Below are 14497 nucleotides of genomic sequence, written 5' to 3'. Positions count from 1 at the left end.
ATTTTTAAATAACCATTTTATCAATTGGAATAATCAGGATATCCTGTGCTCCGTTTGCTTTCAGCTCATCAATGACTTCCCAAAAACGCTCCTCATCAATCACAGAATGAATACTGCTCCAACCTTCTTCCGCCAGTGGAATAACCGTGGGACTTTTCAACACAGGAAGAACCTCTGCTATTTTTTGAATTTTATCATTGGGAACATTCATCAGGATATATTTTGAGTTTTTTGCTTTTAAAACCGACTTAATTCTGAATAAAAATTTATCTAGAACAGCCATTTTATCTTGCGATAACTCTGGTGTTTGAGCCAAAACAGCTTCTGATTTCAGTAAAGTAACGGTTTCTCGTAATCCGTTTTTAAACAAGGTACTTCCGGAGCTTACAATATCACAGATACCATCTGCCAGACCAATGTTTGGAGCTATTTCCACAGAACCTGATATAACGTGAATATCTGAGACGATCCCTTCTTTTTCTAAAAAGTTTCTAAGGGTATTCGGATAAGAGGTTGCAATTTTTTTGCCTTGAAAATAGGTTAGATCATCCGTTTCAATATCCTTTGGAACAGCGATGGATACTCGGCATTTTGAAAAACCAAGCTTCTGAACAATCTGAATATTCTTCTGCTTTTCAATCAAAAGGTTTTCCCCTACGATGGCAATATCCACCACCCCATCTTCAAGGTATTGTGGAATATCCGAATTCCGGAGATACATGATTTCCATCGGAAAGTTGTCTACGGAAACTTTAAGCTGATCTTTCCCATTATTGACGAAGATTCCACAGTCTTTAAGGAGCTGTAAGGATTCTTCATAAAGCCGGCCGCTTTTTTGGATCGCAATTTTTAATTTACTCATTTCGTCTTTGTTGAGTCCGAGTAAATAAAAACTGATCTATTGAAGATTTCTGAGATGAATTCAGGAAACAAAAAAACCGTCTATTTACTCAGACGGTTTTAATTATTTTTGATTTTAGCATACACATATATCAATCAATTCCGCCTAACAGAGATGATGATAATAATGATGTAATGCTAAAAATATTGGTTTCATTGTATTGAATTGTGATGCAAATGTAGGATTTATTTTTAAAATGCAAAGTTTTTTTAGATAATTTTTTGATAAAGATTCATCAATTCATTGGCAATTGGCTCGTCATTAAATTTCTGAACAAACTCAAAACCCTTTTCTTCACGGCGTTTTCTTTCAGATTCATTATCCCACAGAAATTGTATCTTGGCTCTGATATCAAGATCATTTTTAGGGTCAATGTAAACAGAGTCCCTTCCCCCTGCTTCGGGAAGACAGCTTGTATTACTTGTTACAACTACAGTTTTTGAAAAAAGTGCTTCAATGACAGGAATTCCGAAGCCCTCAAAAAAGCTTGGATAGACAAAAATATCTGCTAGTTTATAGATTACAGCCAATTCATCCATGGAAACACCTTCCAGGAATATGATCTGTTTTTCCATTTTATTTTTTCTCAGGAAGCGTTCTATTCTCTGATAATATTTTGTCTTTCTGCCTACAACGACCATCGGAATTTCAGTTCCGCTGATTGCTTTTACCACACTCAATAGATTCTTACGATCTTCAATGGTACCTACATTCAGTATGAACCTTTCAGGAAGCTTATATTGATCTTTTACTACCTGAATAAGCGCTGCAGACTGCTCTTCTTTAAAAGCCTTATGACAGCCTTGGTAAATGACTTCAACCTTACTTTCAGGCACCTTTAAATACTGAACAATATCTCGTTTAGTCTGTTCTGAAATAGCAATGATTGTATCAGCCATATTCGCCGCTTTTTTAAACTTCCATAGGTGTATTTTCCTATCGAAAAAAGAATAATACTGCGGATATCTTACAAAGATCAGATCATGAATGGTCACGATCTTTTTAATGGGCTTTTGATCCCATTTCAAAGGAAGTTCACCTGATAAACCGTGGAAAATATCCGCACCTTGCTTTTGGGCGTCTTTCCCCATCTTTAACTGACGGGAAAATTTTCCTTTAGAGGTTTCAATAAATGTAACATTGGGACGTTCCAGAATATCCTTTCCGCGCTCAGATTTGTTCTTATTAAGCAGCAGATATTCATGCTCAGGATAATACTCAGAAAGCATTCTTACAAGATCCCTTGAATAATTGCCCAGGCCGGACGTATTGTGAAAAAAACGTTTTGCGTCAAAGGCAATCTTCATCGTTGTATTTGTTTTTGAAATTCCTGAAATGTACCGAATGTATGTCCTTTGTCTTTCAACCAGCCAACAAATGAATCAAATCTTTCTACCATCTCTTTTCCTGAATTTTTTACAGTAAAACCAGGCAGTTTAAAGGCTTCTTCCTTTATTTCTGCAAATTCCCAAGGATGGAAATAGATATTCAGATAGTTGTCTTTTTTCAAGGTATCAGCAGCCAGCTTTTTATAGAATGACAATGGAAAATTATGAAAACTTAACCAAAATAAAGGAATTCTGAAGTTTGGAGACACGGATGCTGGCACCTGCGTTACGTTTCCTTCTTTAAAATAAGTTCTCGATACTTTTAGATTATTATATCTTCCTGGTAAAAAGGTAGGATTTATGGAAGAGTTGTAAGAATACCCTGCTTTTTCAACTTCTTTTTCGTTGACAGGCATCATTCTCGGCATTCTTAATCCGGTTACCTTTGTTGAGAATAATTCTTCCAGTTTTTCTCTTGATTCTTTCAAATGTTTTTCTTCAAACTCTGAATGAAACCATGTGTGTGAGGCTAATTCATGCCCCTCATTCAATAACCTTTCAATAAGGTGTTTGCTGTTTTCTGCAAAGACTACTGTAGAAAAAAAGGTAGCCTTGGCATTATATTTTTTAAGGATATCCAAGATCCTTTCCAGTCCTGTTTGCGAAATTGAAATTTGCTTTTCAAAGGGAATTTTACCCTTATACTCTAATGGCATATCAAATTCTTCAATGTCAAAACTCAATAAAACCATTTTAAAAATTTTTGTTTTTAATAATATAATTAGGTCTGTCTTTCACCTGTTTAAAGATTTTACCTAAATAAATTCCCATGATCCCCAAAATAATCAACTGAAGTCCTCCAAAGAACACAATAGTCATAATTAAGGATGCCCAACCTGAGATTTCTGTGTGGGCTATAAAGGAATGAATTACATAAATTCCATAACCAGTGACTGAGATCGCCGAAAATAGAAACCCCAGATAAGCAGCAAGATAAAGAGGTTTTACACTGAATGCAGTGATTCCTGTAAACGCAAAGGTGAACATCTTTTTAAGGTTATAGCTACTTCGCCCGTAGAGTCTTTCTGCTGCCGTAAAATCGATTCCGATTTGCTTGAATCCCATCCAGCTTGTTAATCCTCTCAGAAATAAATCATCTTCATTGAATTTACGCATCACTTCAACGGCACTAGCATCCATCAGTCTGAAATCTGAACCACCTCCTTTTGTTAAATTAACGTCAGAAAGACTTGATAATAGCTGATAGAAAAGATCCGATGTTTTTCTTTTAAAATAAGAAATTTCCTTGGGGTAAGTTCTTACGGTAAAAACGACATCATACCCTTCTTCCCATTTTTTTATCATTTCCGGGATAAGTTCAGGCGGATGTTGAAGATCACCATCCATAGAGATCACTGCATTTCCCTGAGCACTATCCATTCCGGCCTTTACAGCAGGCTGATGGCCAAAGTTTCGGGAAAATTCGATGAATTTTACTTCATCATATGTATTGGAAAGTTCTTCCAGCTTTTGCTGCGTATTGTCTCTGCTTCCATCGTTTACAAATATGATTTCAAAGTCATAGTTGCTTAGCCCGTCAAAAACCTCCTTGATTTTCTGATGAATCATGGCTACGTTTCCTTCTTCGTTATAGGCGGGTATTACAATTGAAATTTTCTTCATATTTATTAATTCAAGCTGTAATTTTTATCAAAATCTTTGGTTAAAAGTTCGTAGGTTACCCTTAGCCAAATTACAATGCAAGGTACTGCCTTTAAGGAATATTTGATAATATAATTTTCTTTTACAAATTTCGGAAATAGATCCGAAGTTGAAAAACAGGTAAAAATAATGACAAAAACGAGTAACCCAATGATGAGGGGCGTTCTTTCTTTTTGTAGGAAAAACCAGATTAAAACGCCTACCACTGCAATAATGTACGTTGGAGATTCTGAGCTGGAACTGAACAATACTAAAAACAGTAATGTTGACGCCAGGATCATCAATTGGAATGCATAATGCTTATATTGCTTAATTCTGATATAAGGCAGCGCAAAAAGCGGCAATCCAAATGCCAAAAATACAAGATTGGAAATGGAAGCGTCCCCTAAAATTCTTCTTACAAACCCCATCAATGAAATATCCTGCATATTCCCAAGCACCTGATTCTCACTATTCTTCTCTACAATCGACTGAAACCAGTCTGAATAGCACTGAATTACAAATTTCGGGCTCGAATACGCCATTGGAAGTGCAAAAAATACAGCCGCAATAACAATTCCGGAAAGAATGAATTTAGCCTTGTTTTTAATAAAGAAAAATTGGGTAAGCCCTACAATTCCGTAGATTTTCACAAATATTCCTATTAAAATCGCTGTTACTGATTTTACTTCTTTTCTTTCGTAGATATACACTGCAGACAACAATAAAAGGCCTGTAAGAGCCACATTAAACTGTAAGCTTAAGGCTGCTGTAATGTATTCCTGAAGACACAGCAATCCGAAAATGGCCTTTTTGGAATCTGAAAACGGCAGTTTATGAATGGCATAGACGAAAATAAAGGTATTCCCAACATTCCAAAGGGAAATCCCCAACCAGTCAGGCATCATTGCAAACGGAGCAATCAATGCACTAAAGAAAACTCCGTAATGATTGAGATCAAAGTAGAGATTAGGATAATGGATAAATAAATTCTTCTGATGAATGGTATTAAAGAATACATTTTTGAAGATCAGGTAATTATTGATCGCATAATCTCCTCTAAGGTATTTGGAAATTGCGGTAACAACCGATATAATAAGATAAACCCCAAATATATATTTAGGGTTTAAAAGTATTTTAAGAAGTTTTTCTTTCAAGATTGTGTGGTATTAGCTTAAAAATTGAATCTTAAACAGCTACATTATTATCTCTCAATGCATCATTCAGAGACGTTTTCTTATCTGTAGATTCCTTTCTCTGACCGATGATTAATGCACATGGAACCTGATATTCTCCTGCCGGATACTGCTTTGTATAGCTTCCAGGGATTACGACAGAACGCGCAGGAACTCTTCCTTTAATTTCGATGGGGGTATCTCCCGTTACGTCAATAATTTTTGTAGATGCTGTTAATACAACATTCGCTCCCAGTACAGCTTCTTTTTCTACATGAACCCCCTCTACAACGATACATCTTGAACCAATGAAGCAATCGTCTTCAATGATTACCGGAGCAGCCTGTAGTGGCTCCAATACTCCACCGATTCCAACACCACCACTCAGGTGAACATTTTTACCGATCTGAGCACAGCTTCCAACAGTTGCCCAAGTATCTACCATGGTTCCTGAATCTACATATGCACCAATGTTTACGTAAGAAGGCATCATAATTACTCCTGAAGCTACGAAAGAACCTTCTCTCGCAATCGCATGAGGAACTACTCTTACTCCTTTTTCTGCATAATTTTTCTTTAAAGGAATCTTGTCATGAAATTCGAAAGGACCTACTTCAATAGTGACCATCTTCTGGATCGGGAAATACATTACTACTGCTTTCTTCACCCATTCATTTACCTGCCATCCGTTTTCTGTAGGTTCAGCTACACGAAGTTCTCCGGAATCTAATAAAGAAATAACCTCTCTAATCGCTTTTTGGCTGTCTTCATTTTGTAATAGGTCTCTATTATCCCAAATGTTTTCAATAGTTTGTTGTAACGACATGTTTCTTATTTAAATTAGTTTGAAAAATTATACCGGCCAAAGATACAAAAAAGTTCAGCAAAACGATTTCAAACATGATGCTTTTAATAAAGGCTCAGCATACGTCCCACCCTCTTTTTGTAGGTAAGATATATTGAGCCATGCTGTTTCAGCAAAAACTCTTCCTCCAACCTGATCTGAATTTGCATTAAAATACTACCGATCAATAAAAATATCAATGTAATAAAAGTCGGGAAAGCCAGAAAGAAACCGACAAGGCTCACCGTCATTCCCAAAAATATAGGATTTCTTGAAAACCTGAAAAGACCTTGGGTGACAAGCTTGGTTTTGGAATCATTATCAATTCCAATTCGCCAGGAATCCTTCATTTGCCATTGAGCTGTAAAAACCCATACCAAGGCAATAATCATCAGAATTACACCTAAATACCGGAAGAAATCATTGCCCAGAAAGCTTATTCTAAAGGAACTCCATATGATAGCAGGAAATAAAAACAGCAGAATTGTATAGATCAACAGAAAGAATAAAGTCAGTTTAAAATACCAGCCAATAAGTCCATATGCAGAATCGTCTTTAGGAAGAACATTGGGATTCTTTCCAATTCTTTTCGCAACAGCAAAACTAATTCCTACAAATGAAACAAGAAAAAACAGGATAAAGTAAAGCGGAATAAAGAATCTGATAAAATCTGTCATGGTATACATATTTTGGACAAAATTCATCTTTTTTGGTATGCAATGCTATTGCAATGATTTTCTTCAACCACAGAAAGGTTAGTTTAAAAAACATCAAACGGACTAAAAGAATTATTCTGTCAATCATAAATACATGTATCTAATCACAAATAATAAACTCCATTGTCCTTTCAATATGCTTTTCCTGAATAATACCTATTGCATACTTCCTGTTCCTGCCTATATTATATTTCGTCAAATAGGCCTGATTAATCTTATCTGTAAGCTCCTCATTATCACTGGGAATCACTGCCTTTATGTTAAAGATGGTATTTCCACATTGGATCTGGCCGTTTGGATCTTTTAAAAAAGCAGTGTACCAGCTTCTTTCAGCCAGCCCCCATGATCTGGCGAATATCCGGTCCTGAGCAAGCACCATCCATATTTCAAGAAAACCGGGTCTTTCTGATCCTGCTTTAATTCCGATAAGAGTATGTGTTCTGATATAGTTCAGTACTTCGTCTTTATTCATTGTAATAAGTTTTTGTAAAACTATGATAAGAGAAACTGAATAAAAACTTTTTTATGTAGAGGGACCGAAATATGATGTGAATACGGTTTTTATTGATGTAGATGGTTTTTACAGCATCATTTTGCAGAGAGCTTCGGTAAGACAATCCTTATAGCTTTTGGCCACTGCAATTTTTATATCACCGCATACAAGCTGATTATCTTCAAAGGATTCAATATTAATCAAATTGACAATATAAGAGTTATGTACCCTCATAAATTCATCCGGCAGGCTATCAATAAGATCCTTGAGCGTTTTATAGTAAATATACCTTTTCCCGTTCAGGGTATAGACTTCCACATAATTGCCCAAGCCTTTGATGATCATAATATCCTTATAAAACAGCTTTATCAGTTTTTTATCTGTTTTAACAAAGGCAAAGGTTCTGTTCTCCATTACGGTTTATAGGGGGTAGGCATTGTATTATAAAACACGCTGAGCATGAAGATACGCCTTATTCCAGTATTTTTCGTTCAATGATGAAATGATCACTCCTTTGGAAGTGGAGGCATGAATAAACTTAACTTCTCCATCGGAACCAATGTCATGAACAATACCTACATGAGAAACACGGCTTCCTCCTGCTGTGGCAAAAAATAACAAATCACCAGGCTTCACATCGGTAATATCAATATTCTTCCCGGCTTCTGCCTGATCGGAAGATCTTCTGGGAAGGTTGAAAGAATTTTCTTCAAATACCTTTACAGTAAATCCGGAACAATCGAATCCTGATGATGTATTTCCCCCAAATTTATAAGGAGTTCCAATATATTTTTCAGCATCTTTCAAAATATCATTGATCGATCTTGGAACCTTACCGTCAAATCTGGAATCCAGCTTTCTGAGGTTTTCAGACTTTACAACAGTTTTACTTCCTGATTTTTTATGGGAAGAAACTTTCTTCGAACTCCCGCAGGACACTACAAAAGCAGATGCAATCAGTACTACAGACAGCTGCTTTATTCTTATTCTGTTTTCAAATAATCCCGTTCTCATATTCCTCTGATTTTTACCTAATTAACAATTGATAGACAAATATACATTTTATATTTTAATTATAATAAAACTATACTACAACTATATGATAAATATATGTTAAAATTTTTATTTACATTATTTATTCCTATCTTTGAGTTCAATATTTACAATATGGCAACATATGAAAGTGTAATTAAGATCACAGGAGCGGTAGGTGATCTTGTTTTTTATAACCTGAATGGGAAAAATGTAGTTCGGAAGAAAAGTGGTTTCAATAAAACAGCTTTTAAAAAGAATCCATCCTATGAAAAAGTAAGGCAAAACAGCTCTGAATTTGGACATTGCTCCAAAGTCGGAAAGATCATTAGAACTTGTCTGGACTTCTACATCAAGAAAGCAGGTGAACCACTCCTCTACCAAAGATTTGCAAAACTGATGACGGAAATAAAGGATTTGGATACGATTTCTGAAAGGGGTAAACGAACGGTAGAAAATGGATTACAAACTGAAAACGGAAAAAAACTTCTTAGACAATTTCAGTTTGGATCAATAAAAAATATAGCGATCAACATTGAAATCGAGAAGCAGGTTCTTTTAATAAATGGAATAAAAGAAATTGATAAAGCAGTAATCCTTACTATAAAACTGGACTCTGAAAACCTGATGACAGAATATTATGAAGAAGAAGTCTTGTTGAATCATGACGAAGAGATCTCCTTTAAAGAACATTTTGGAAAGGCAGATTTCCGCCTCTATTTTGTAGCATTAAAGAATGAAAATAATGAAATTCTCCAAATGGGATTTATATAAATAGAAAAGTCTGCAGATTTGCAGACTTTTTATTTTTTATTTCTTTTCACCTTTCCAGGTTCCGTATTGTGCCGGGGTTGGAAGTAAGTTACCCCAGCTTCCGTTTCCTTTTTTATCCGGATTAAGTTTTCCTTTAAAATCTCCTTTTGATGGAAGTCCTACTGTCCCGGTCAGATCTCCTGTATTACTTAAATTACCGGAAATGTTGTAATTTTCATTATTAACATCGGAATGCATGGTTCCCGACACCTTACCGGTATTGTCTACTACAAAATTCCAGACTCCCTTATCGCCACCCTCATATGTTCCCGACCATGTTCCTATATAGTCATAGATCGTTTCATCATCAGAGCTGCAACCGATAAATACAAATGCCGTTAATAAAAGTAAAAAAAGTTTCTTCATAGTTTCAGTAGTTTATAACCTAAAAATCATGGTATTCTCCATTACACACATTCTAAAAGCCATGTAATAAAGAATGAGCTTATTATTTATTATTTTTTGTTCCGTGCAAATCTACTAATTTTTTAATTCAAATTATCTGAATTTTAATTAGTACCCAATATGTTTGTTAAAAACCAACATATTTCGGCTAAAATACAAATATTTTTCAAACAAAATCAAGAAGCCTGAATTCCGAGTTAATACTTAATTCATATTGTTTAAAATTTTCATCAATAAATCAAATTGACTTTAAATACAAGGATATAACATATAATTAATAAGTTTTTTATTCTTTATCAATACATATTTCTTACCTTAGTGAAAAATTTAAACGTTATTCAATTTATACCATGAAAACAAAGACTTTTTTTTTGACAGCGCTTGCTTTTTGCAGCTATATGAGCGCTCAAGTAGGAATAAATACTACAACACCTACAAGCACGTTGGATATTAATGGATCAGTAAGGGTAAGAAACCTGTCAAATACAGAACAAAAGATTGTTACAGCGGATTCTGATGGTACATTCAGCTTAATAGCTCCAGAGGAAATTTTCTCACCAAAAGCGATACTTAATACTTCTACCAATGGTACAGAGCAAAGATCCACCATTTATGAGGGAAAATGCTTTCAGCCTACAGATAATGCCTCTTCGTGTACGGTTTCCCTCAACCACTACAGTTCATGTGCAGGTTTTAATACTCCGGTAGAAACCAAAATTGTAGTAGGACAAAATATCAATACTTCAAACGGACAATTTTCCGGTGTATGGAGTGCCCGATACATTGACAATAAAGGATTCACCGGAAACGCACCTATCCCCAACCAGCCGGTTCCGGATTACCCAAGAATTTCTTATCCAAATGCCAACATCTCTAATTATCTGGCAAGTTCCTCTCTGGCCGGGCAGCAATGCACAGCTGATCTGGTTGCTACAATCAACCCAACAACCGGGGAAATTAAGTTAGAATCTGTAAAACGAAATATGTACGCCCACCTGGTTTATCTTCTTTCAGTAGCCCGTTCAAGAACTTTATAATACCATATATCTAAACAAAAAACAGCCGCAATGAGTATTGTGGCTGTTTTTTGTGGAGAATACGGTAGAACTTCCTCTCTTATTCTTTGTAATACTATACTTCAAATAGGTTATCAAGTTTTTGAATAACAAATTCAACTAAGGAAATTTTTCTTCCATTTTGCAAGAGTATTTCTGCTTATTTTAAAGTAAATAGCTGTTTGTACATTATTGAGGTTGTTTATTTTCTGATACTTCAAAATATATTGTACCGTCTCCTTATCGTAGGATTTAAATTTTTGATTACTTTTTGAAGCATCTGATTCTTTCCTGGTGCCAAATATAAATGAATTTAACAGGATAACATCCTGAGTAGTTAATCTTTTCTTTTGAAGCAAAGATTGACATTTCTCTTCCTTTTCCGGATATTTTTTCTTAATAATATCCTGAAAGATTCTTGAGTAATTTGGTGATTGATATTTTTCCATATTCTGTTCTGATATATTTTTCTTCTACTTTATCTTTTTTAAAACGCAGACTTATTATTCTTTTTTTACCATACCAGGTTTCAGCCAATATAAAGCGGTGCATTTCATTCTTATATTCACATCGGTAACCACTTAATAATAGTTCTACTTCTTTCTTTGCCCTCCCGAAATATGTAATATTTTCAACCTTAATCTTTTTTAATTTCTTCCTTGTATTTTTCAAGTGAAACACGAGTCTCCAATCCATTTTACTTTTCTAATAATTACTGCCCGCTATGATTATATTTGCTTAACCACTTATGTAATGTGGTCTTTGGAATTCTATATTCCTCAATGACCTCATTTCGTTTCATAGCTCCTGTATTCAACTGTTCCATTACAAATGAAATAAGTTCCTTTGTATAAATATTTTTTCTGAATGCAGGTAAAACCGTTGATTTTGATTTCAAATGTTTCTCTTCACCTTCAGGGGGTGCATACAGCAAAATATGTTGGGTATACAATCTAAAAAAATCATAGCTTAAAAGCTTACTCCATTTGAGAAGCAGATCGGTCCGGATATATTCTTCTTCGTACATTTTTTTAACATCCTCTTCCTGACATTTAAAGAAATTACAGATTCTTACGATATCAATCTCGCATTCTTTAACTCTCTCCTCGATTAAGTTTCCAATATTAATATTTTTTAAATCTATATTCATTGTTGGTCTATTTATTAAAATTATCAGCAGCAGTCATTTATTGTATTCTTGAGAAAAATCCATGATGTGTAAAAAATAGAGCGTATGACTACTTGTATAAAATGGTTTTACTCATCTTGAAATAATCCTATGGAGGCAGATAAAACTGGGGAACCCTCCAAAGGAATTTAAAAAAAATGTTATGAAATCATCATTGTGTTTCTGATTGTATTTCTAGGGACAAAATTAAGAAGCCTTTTTTTTTCAAACAAGGAATAGGCTGTCACTATTCACGAATAATAACAGCCTAAAACCAATACAAGTCATTGAAAATAAATGAAATACAATTTAAAAGCCCTGAAATAATAATTGAACTAAAAATTAGAATTATAGATCATTTTTTTCATTTGTAGATCATTTTTTTTCTTAGAAATGTTATCTTTTTAAATGGGTGGAGCCTCTCAATTCTGCTAACAATTCCCATAAAAAAAGCTGCTATTATCCGTAGATAATAACAGCTCAACACGAATGAAAAAAAATTTAATCCGGATCTCATAAATAAAAAAAACTCTTTGAAAAGGCAGTTGTACTATCAAAAAATTGCTGATATAAAAATGGTTTCAGCCTTTCAGGTCTTTGATAAATAATGTTTGTACTGAGTTCAGTTTACAAACTGAAACTGCTCTTTCATAAAATCTTTGGAGGTTGAAATTACTCATAAATCCCCCAAAGAAGTTTAAAAACTTATGAAAATAAGGATCTTACTTTCCTTTCTAAAATTATCCCAATAATGGGAGATAAAAAACAGAATAGCTGTCATTATTCGGAATAATGACAGCCTAAGAAATAAGCTATCATGAGTTTAAGTCATTGTTTATTCTGTAATAACCCTATTTGCACTGTTTTCAATAATAATTTTAATGACTGAGATATTGTGTTCTGAATTTTTCTCCTTGTACAGAATTTACGCTAACTCCATTATCTGATTCGTTCCTTTCGGAATCAGTTCACAACTGAAACCAGCCTGTAAACTATTAAGAGTAGTAATCATAATGTTTGTATTGGAATTCATATATAAATCCTTTGTTATTCGTATTGGTAATAATATAAGCTGTTCTAACTGTCTTTGCCAGGTTTCTAATCCGTAAACATATTTAACCATAAATTGGTTTCTCCTACTCTACGGAAATATTACTTTTTCCAGTACGCCCTTTGCATTGAGATCAATTGTGAGATAGGTTCTATGTATAATAAGTACCCTTAAGTTTTTGCTTATTACCTTAGGCGAACGTATTATCCGTTTTTATTTTAGGTAGCTAAAGTCAGTTTAAGTATTTAAAAAGATGGATGTGTAGAACTTATAGACATTGGTAATGGCCATTGATTCATCTAAAAAAGGCGACCCTTCCATAGTAAGATCCTTATAAGATCACAAATTCTGTGTTTGCAATAAACTACTTCCTGTAATTAAAAAAACTTCTTAGGGGCTTAATCACCCCTAGGAAGTTTACCAAACACAATATTAATATGAAAAAAAGATTTTCATTGAGAACAAAAGTAGCTTTAACCAGTAACTACTCCTAGAAAATGGCTGTCACAATTCGCGAATATTAACAGCCAAAGTGCGATCATATGCTTAAAAACCATGTTTCTGTTTTGTTAAATAAAAAAATCAGAAAATTATTATTATCCAATCAAAAAAGGACTTTGCAATCGATATTCTGGTTATTCAAACAACCTTTTCCAAAATCCTTTTTTCTGGTTTAACCTGTTCTCCGGGATACAATGAGTGAGATTGGTATTTTTATTTTTTTCAGCTTCTTTTATTTTCTTCATGGCTGCTTCTATGTATAGAAACAATCCTTCCTGATCACAATTATACATATTGGAGTAGTACAGCGAGTTATTAAGTTCCCGAACATTAGGTTCCACCACTTCGGCGGCTTCCAGAATTCCCATTTTATTTTTCTTCGAAAATTCAAGGGCTTTAATAAACACAGCTATTCGTTCATTAGAGTAAAAGTCATCCAACACTTTCTGTATATTTTTATTCGACCGGTAATCACAAAGTAATGCTTCAACCTGCTCCAACGGAATGAAAACTCCTGAACTGTAATTTTCTGTGATCTTATTGTTCACAGGATTTTCTATAGGGCGATTCATCACTTCTGTCCATCCTTTAGTATATTTCTTAAAGTCGGGATAACGGTCTATTAAAAAAGAAAAAGCAGAATTTCTAGTATAGAAATACGTTCTGAAAAATCCTTGAACCAAAGAAATATAACGGCCATGGCACATATCAAAAAGCTCTGTGGACTCTGCCTCTTTAGCAAACAGAATAATATCTTCATACTTGTCTTTATAAAAAGGCTCTATATTATTCTCCAAAGCTATTCTTTCAATAAGGGAAACATCATTCATGGCATCAAAATACCAATGTTGTATTTCATGCTCCCTGATAGGGTGGTAAGTTATATCAAATCCCATATTTTTAAATTTTAGTACAGTTATTAAATATGTAGTAAGAGCTGCGAACACTCTCTTCTGTTTTGTACAATAAAAATATCAATGGTTGGTGAAAACAAATTTATTATGAAATAACTCATATCGCAAACAACAGGCTGTCTCTATTCACGAATAATAACAGCCATAATCAGATGTGAGTCTTTAACTTTCCTAATTAGGGTATTCATAGGTGGTATACCTATATCATTAATTCACGTTAAAAGGAGTATTAATTGAAAATTATAAGAGAAGTCTGGCAGCAAGTCAAAATTATTATTGATTCATCTGAATAAAAAAATTTCCTTAAAGGTGTAGAAATTGATTGCCTGTAAATCGTCAGCAAAAAGTGTACTGATTTAGGCTTTCACTTAAGGAGTGTTTCATAAGAGATTAATTTTTA

General features: G+C 34.1%; 18 protein-coding genes. 2 read left to right on the top strand and 16 right to left on the bottom strand.

From position 1 onward, the window contains the following. Positions 1-4: 4 nt before the first annotated feature. The 10 genes from hisG to SCA31_RS00045 form a co-directional block, all read right to left on the bottom strand. Positions 5-862 (bottom strand): ATP phosphoribosyltransferase, encoded by an 858-nt coding sequence (hisG, locus tag SCA31_RS00090; protein ID WP_410694717.1) that lies wholly within the window; start codon positions 860-862, stop codon positions 5-7. A gap of 248 nt (positions 863-1110) precedes the next feature. Next, a complete protein-coding gene (locus SCA31_RS00085) occupies positions 1111-2208 on the bottom strand; it encodes a glycosyltransferase family 4 protein (RefSeq protein ID WP_410694716.1) in 1098 nt (365 codons plus the stop codon). After that, positions 2205-2981 carry a polysaccharide deacetylase family protein gene (locus SCA31_RS00080; RefSeq protein ID WP_410694715.1) on the bottom strand — a complete coding sequence of 259 codons (777 nt, stop codon included), beginning with the start codon at positions 2979-2981 and terminating at the stop codon, positions 2205-2207. The genes SCA31_RS00085 and SCA31_RS00080 overlap by 4 nt, the downstream gene beginning before the upstream one ends. A 1-nt stretch (position 2982) precedes the next feature. After that, positions 2983-3912, bottom strand: coding sequence for a glycosyltransferase family 2 protein (locus SCA31_RS00075; protein ID WP_410694714.1), 930 nt, complete (start codon positions 3910-3912; stop codon positions 2983-2985). Positions 3913-3917: 5 nt separating this feature from the next. Continuing rightward, positions 3918-5087: a glycosyltransferase family 87 protein gene (locus SCA31_RS00070; protein ID WP_410694713.1), complete on the bottom strand. Its 1170-nt coding sequence runs from the start codon at positions 5085-5087 to the stop codon at positions 3918-3920. Positions 5088-5118: 31 nt separating this feature from the next. Beyond that, positions 5119-5931, bottom strand: a complete 813-nt coding sequence (locus SCA31_RS00065; protein WP_106915771.1) for a 2,3,4,5-tetrahydropyridine-2,6-dicarboxylate N-succinyltransferase — start codon at positions 5929-5931, stop codon at positions 5119-5121. An 83-nt stretch (positions 5932-6014) separates the two neighbouring features. Further along, positions 6015-6626, bottom strand: coding sequence for a methyltransferase family protein (locus SCA31_RS00060; protein WP_410694712.1), 612 nt, complete (start codon positions 6624-6626; stop codon positions 6015-6017). 139 nt (positions 6627-6765) lie between these two features. Next, on the bottom strand, positions 6766-7137 hold the full coding sequence (locus tag SCA31_RS00055) for a DUF2255 family protein (protein ID WP_410694711.1): 372 nt from the start codon (positions 7135-7137) through the stop codon (positions 6766-6768). Between the two features lie 108 nt (positions 7138-7245). Beyond that, positions 7246-7572, bottom strand: coding sequence for a LytR/AlgR family response regulator transcription factor (locus SCA31_RS00050; RefSeq protein ID WP_410694710.1), 327 nt, complete (start codon positions 7570-7572; stop codon positions 7246-7248). A gap of 27 nt (positions 7573-7599) precedes the next feature. Further along, positions 7600-8172 carry a C40 family peptidase gene (locus SCA31_RS00045; protein WP_410694709.1) on the bottom strand — a complete coding sequence of 191 codons (573 nt, stop codon included), beginning with the start codon at positions 8170-8172 and terminating at the stop codon, positions 7600-7602. Positions 8173-8268: 96 nt separating this feature from the next. Here SCA31_RS00045 and SCA31_RS00040 point away from each other — a divergent pair, with 96 nt between their 5' ends. Beyond that, positions 8269-8964, top strand: coding sequence for a hypothetical protein (locus SCA31_RS00040; RefSeq protein ID WP_410694708.1), 696 nt, complete (start codon positions 8269-8271; stop codon positions 8962-8964). 36 nt (positions 8965-9000) lie between these two features. Here SCA31_RS00040 and SCA31_RS00035 read toward each other — a convergent pair whose 3' ends face one another. After that, positions 9001-9369 (bottom strand): hypothetical protein, encoded by a 369-nt coding sequence (locus SCA31_RS00035; protein ID WP_410694707.1) that lies wholly within the window; start codon positions 9367-9369, stop codon positions 9001-9003. Positions 9370-9758: 389 nt separating this feature from the next. On the opposite strand from SCA31_RS00035, the gene SCA31_RS00030 reads away from it, so the two are divergent. Continuing rightward, a complete protein-coding gene (locus SCA31_RS00030; protein WP_410694706.1) occupies positions 9759-10445 on the top strand; it encodes a hypothetical protein in 687 nt (228 codons plus the stop codon). A 134-nt stretch (positions 10446-10579) separates the two neighbouring features. Here the strand turns inward: SCA31_RS00030 and SCA31_RS00025 are convergent, their stop codons facing one another. From SCA31_RS00025 to SCA31_RS00005, 5 genes are all read right to left on the bottom strand, one after another. Then, positions 10580-10912 carry a helix-turn-helix domain-containing protein gene (locus tag SCA31_RS00025; protein ID WP_410694705.1) on the bottom strand — a complete coding sequence of 111 codons (333 nt, stop codon included), beginning with the start codon at positions 10910-10912 and terminating at the stop codon, positions 10580-10582. Further along, complete coding sequence (locus tag SCA31_RS00020; RefSeq protein WP_410694704.1) at positions 10860-11159, bottom strand: hypothetical protein; 300 nt, start codon at positions 11157-11159, stop codon at positions 10860-10862. Before SCA31_RS00020 ends, SCA31_RS00025 begins: the two co-directional genes overlap by 53 nt. 16 nt (positions 11160-11175) lie before the next feature. Next, entirely contained in the window at positions 11176-11613 is a 438-nt protein-coding gene (locus SCA31_RS00015) for a transposase (protein ID WP_410694703.1), read from the bottom strand. Positions 11614-12556: 943 nt separating this feature from the next. Then, a complete protein-coding gene (locus SCA31_RS00010) occupies positions 12557-12754 on the bottom strand; it encodes a hypothetical protein (protein WP_410694702.1) in 198 nt (65 codons plus the stop codon). Between the two features lie 563 nt (positions 12755-13317). Continuing rightward, complete coding sequence (locus SCA31_RS00005) at positions 13318-14079, bottom strand: hypothetical protein (protein WP_410694701.1); 762 nt, start codon at positions 14077-14079, stop codon at positions 13318-13320. Positions 14080-14497: the final 418 nt, after the last annotated feature.

The sequence above is a fragment of the Chryseobacterium sp. SIMBA_028 genome, from assembly GCF_046535285.1.
GTDB lineage: Bacteria > Bacteroidota > Bacteroidia > Flavobacteriales > Weeksellaceae > Chryseobacterium.
This window is presented reverse-complemented; position numbering and strand designations above follow the sequence as displayed.

Bases quoted from the DNA above. Each gene is read 5' to 3' on its own strand.
- hisG (WP_410694717.1), bottom strand. From the start codon at position 862: ATGAGTAAATTAAAAATTGCGATCCAAAAAAGCGGCCGGCTTTATGAA.
- SCA31_RS00085 (WP_410694716.1), bottom strand. From the start codon at position 2,208: ATGAAGATTGCCTTTGACGCAAAACGTTTTTTTCACAATACGTCCGGC.
- SCA31_RS00080 (WP_410694715.1), bottom strand. From the start codon at position 2,981: ATGGTTTTATTGAGTTTTGACATTGAAGAATTTGATATGCCATTAGAG.
- SCA31_RS00075 (WP_410694714.1), bottom strand. From the start codon at position 3,912: ATGAAGAAAATTTCAATTGTAATACCCGCCTATAACGAAGAAGGAAAC.
- SCA31_RS00065 (WP_106915771.1), bottom strand. From the start codon at position 5,931: ATGTCGTTACAACAAACTATTGAAAACATTTGGGATAATAGAGACCTA.
- SCA31_RS00060 (WP_410694712.1), bottom strand. From the start codon at position 6,626: ATGACAGATTTTATCAGATTCTTTATTCCGCTTTACTTTATCCTGTTT.
- SCA31_RS00055 (WP_410694711.1), bottom strand. From the start codon at position 7,137: ATGAATAAAGACGAAGTACTGAACTATATCAGAACACATACTCTTATC.
- SCA31_RS00050 (WP_410694710.1), bottom strand. From the start codon at position 7,572: ATGGAGAACAGAACCTTTGCCTTTGTTAAAACAGATAAAAAACTGATA.
- SCA31_RS00045 (WP_410694709.1), bottom strand. From the start codon at position 8,172: ATGAGAACGGGATTATTTGAAAACAGAATAAGAATAAAGCAGCTGTCT.
- SCA31_RS00040 (WP_410694708.1), top strand. From the start codon at position 8,269: ATGTTAAAATTTTTATTTACATTATTTATTCCTATCTTTGAGTTCAAT.
- SCA31_RS00035 (WP_410694707.1), bottom strand. From the start codon at position 9,369: ATGAAGAAACTTTTTTTACTTTTATTAACGGCATTTGTATTTATCGGT.
- SCA31_RS00030 (WP_410694706.1), top strand. From the start codon at position 9,759: ATGAAAACAAAGACTTTTTTTTTGACAGCGCTTGCTTTTTGCAGCTAT.
- SCA31_RS00025 (WP_410694705.1), bottom strand. From the start codon at position 10,912: ATGGAAAAATATCAATCACCAAATTACTCAAGAATCTTTCAGGATATT.
- SCA31_RS00020 (WP_410694704.1), bottom strand. From the start codon at position 11,159: ATGGATTGGAGACTCGTGTTTCACTTGAAAAATACAAGGAAGAAATTA.
- SCA31_RS00015 (WP_410694703.1), bottom strand. From the start codon at position 11,613: ATGAATATAGATTTAAAAAATATTAATATTGGAAACTTAATCGAGGAG.
- SCA31_RS00010 (WP_410694702.1), bottom strand. From the start codon at position 12,754: ATGGTTAAATATGTTTACGGATTAGAAACCTGGCAAAGACAGTTAGAA.
- SCA31_RS00005 (WP_410694701.1), bottom strand. From the start codon at position 14,079: ATGGGATTTGATATAACTTACCACCCTATCAGGGAGCATGAAATACAA.